The organism is Kitasatospora putterlickiae (genome assembly GCF_039527695.1).
In the GTDB taxonomy this organism is placed as follows: Bacteria; Actinomycetota; Actinomycetes; order Streptomycetales; family Streptomycetaceae; genus Kitasatospora; species Kitasatospora putterlickiae.
This window is the reverse complement of sequence record NZ_BAAAKJ010000131.1, coordinates 83,674-84,575: the sequence shown is the minus strand read 5'-3', so window position 1 is coordinate 84,575 and position 902 is coordinate 83,674. Positions and strand designations below refer to the sequence as shown.

The 902-nt window shown below is 76.7% G+C and carries 1 protein-coding gene; it reads right to left on the bottom strand.

The features are described 5' to 3' along the window. Nucleotides 1-40 precede the first annotated feature (40 nt). Nucleotides 41-902 (bottom strand): glycoside hydrolase family 3 protein (locus ABD308_RS13895; protein WP_344333289.1); only part of this gene is annotated, 862 nt, incomplete at its 5' end.

The following is a 902-nucleotide window of genomic DNA, read 5'->3' as shown; positions in this document are numbered from 1 at the left end:
ACGCCGGTCCGGTCCCGCGGCGGGGTGGTGGTGCCGGGGCCTACCGCGACGCGGCGGCGGGGGTGACCGTGACGGTGTGGCCGGGGTCGGCGACGGAGGTGGCGAGGCGGAGCGTGAAGTCCCCGCTCTCGGTGACCCAGGCGTGCGCCTCGGTGTCCCAGTGCTGGAAGGCGCGCGGGGCGATCTCCAGGCGCGCCCGCACGTGTCCGCCCGCGTCCACGCGCACCGCGGTGAACCCGGCGAGCCAGGCCACCGGACGTTCGACGGCCGAGTCCGGTCGCGAGAGGTAGGCCTGCAGGACCTGCTTGCCCGGCCGGAAGCCGGTGTTGGCGACGTCCGCCTCGACGACGAGGCGGTCGCCGTCGGTGGTGACGGCGGGCTCGCCGATCTCCCAGGTGGTGTACCCGAGGCCGGAGCCGAACGGCAGCGCGGGCGCCGGGCCGCCGGCCCGCTCGCGCTTGAGCCAGGCGCGGTAGCCGATGTGCAGGCCCTCGGTGTAGGGGAGCCGGCCCTCGTGGGGCTCGACGCTCCACACCGGGACGTCCTCCTCCCGGGCGGGCCAGGTGGTGGGCAGCCGGCCGCCGGGCTCGCGGGCGCCGGTCAGCACATCGGCGAGCGCCGCGCCGAACTCCTGGCCGGGGAACCAGGACAGCAGGACGGCGGCCACCTCGTCGAGCCACGGCATGACGACCGGGGCGCCGGAGTTGACGACCACGACGGTGCGCGGGTTGGCCTCGCGCACGCGGCGGACGAGCTCGTCCTGGCCTTCGGGAAGGGCGAGGCCCGGGCGGTCGAAGCCCTCCGACTCGATGCTCTCGGTGGTGCCGACGACGACCACGGCGAGGTCGGCGGCGGGCGCCTGGTAGCCGAAGCGGGCGGCGGCCGTGACGGCGCTGGTGCCT